The 1,135-nt window shown below is 69.3% G+C and carries 3 protein-coding genes; 2 read left to right on the top strand and 1 reads right to left on the bottom strand.

What is annotated here, in order from left to right; genetic code table 11:
- Positions 1–70: 70 nt before the first annotated feature.
- Complete coding sequence (locus KZA10_RS15775; RefSeq protein WP_141387156.1) at positions 71–442, bottom strand: flagellar assembly protein FliW; 372 nt, start codon at positions 440–442, stop codon at positions 71–73.
- On the opposite strand from KZA10_RS15775, the gene KZA10_RS15770 reads away from it, so the two are divergent.
- A complete protein-coding gene (locus KZA10_RS15770) occupies positions 430–693 on the top strand; it encodes a hypothetical protein (protein ID WP_218683356.1) in 264 nt (87 codons plus the stop codon). The genes KZA10_RS15775 and KZA10_RS15770 overlap by 13 nt on opposite strands.
- A gap of 2 nt (positions 694–695) precedes the next feature.
- Positions 696–1,135: flagellar export chaperone FliS (fliS, locus tag KZA10_RS15765; protein WP_256934976.1), on the top strand; the 440-nt coding region annotated here is incomplete at its 3' end.

Genomic DNA, 1,135 nt, shown 5'->3' with positions numbered 1-1,135 from the left:
CAAGGATCACGACTCCAGATTAGCCGCCGTCCCGCGAGGGAGCTCCCCGCAGGCGCCGGAGGCCCCGGGCTCAGCCGAGCGGAGCGCGCAGCGGGTAGTCCTGATCCTCGAGGATCACCTGCGAGGCGGCTCCCGTCGTCTGGTTCACGATCACGGGGGCGAGGAGGTTCACACTCACGCCCTCGGCGGACGGGTGGGCGACGACGAGGATCAGCGCGTCATCCGGCGATTCGAGCGCCAGACCGTCTGCCTGCTCGTCGGTGAGGGTCGGCGCGTACGCGCTCAGCACCGTTCGAGGATCCACCAGATACAGACGCAGCTCGGTGTCGTCCACGGCCCGCAGCGAGAACAGCCCGTCGGCACCGTCGACGGGAGTCAAGGCGAAATCGACGTGGGGTGCGAGTCCGGGCGGCGGGGCGAGGAAGGTCAGTGCGGCGGTCATCGGAGGAAGTCCATGAGCGAGGGCTGGAGCACGCGCGCATTCACCGCGAGCGCGGAGCGGTACACGAGCTCCTGCGCCTGCAGGCGCACGAGCACCTCGATCGAATCGACGTCCTCCACCGCCGTCCTGCGGGACTCGAGCGCACCTACGCCCGTCTCGAGGTCATGCTGTCGCAGCTGCAGTCGCAGTCCTCGTACCTGTCGTCGCAGATCGCCGCCCTGCCGGGCTCGAGCTCGAGCTCGGGGAAGTGAGCATGAACGCCGCCCTGCGTGCCCAACAGCGCTACCGCGACGACGCCGTGCTGTCCGCACCGCCCGAGCGCCTGGTGACGATGCTCTACGACCGTCTCCTGCTCGACATCGAGCGCGGGGAGAGCGCACAGCGCTCCGAGGACTGGGAGGAGGCCAACGCCCAGCTCCAGCACGCACAGGCGATCGTCTCGGAACTGTCGTCATCGCTCACCGACGAGTGGAGCGGCAGCGCCGGCCTGCGCTCGCTGTACGTGTTCCTCTCGCAGACCCTCATCGGAGCGAACATCGGTCGCGACCCCGAGCGCACGCGCGCCTGTCATGAGATCATCGCCCCGCTGCGGGATGACCGCAAGACCGAGGCGAGCGCGGCTCGACGGGTCGCGTCGGAGAAGCTCGTCAGGAGCACCCGGTGCGTGTGCTCGACCAGTATCGGTCCGAGCGG

It is taken from the genome of Microbacterium sp. BF1 (assembly GCF_019279095.1).
In the GTDB taxonomy this organism is placed as follows: Bacteria; Actinomycetota; Actinomycetes; order Actinomycetales; family Microbacteriaceae; genus Microbacterium; species Microbacterium maritypicum.
This window is presented reverse-complemented; position numbering and strand designations above follow the sequence as displayed.

What these genes read in the sequence shown, in the direction of transcription:
- KZA10_RS15775 (WP_141387156.1), bottom strand. Translation starts at nt 442, where the DNA reads ATGACCGCCGCACTGACCTTCCTCGCCCCGCCGCCCGGACTCGCACCC.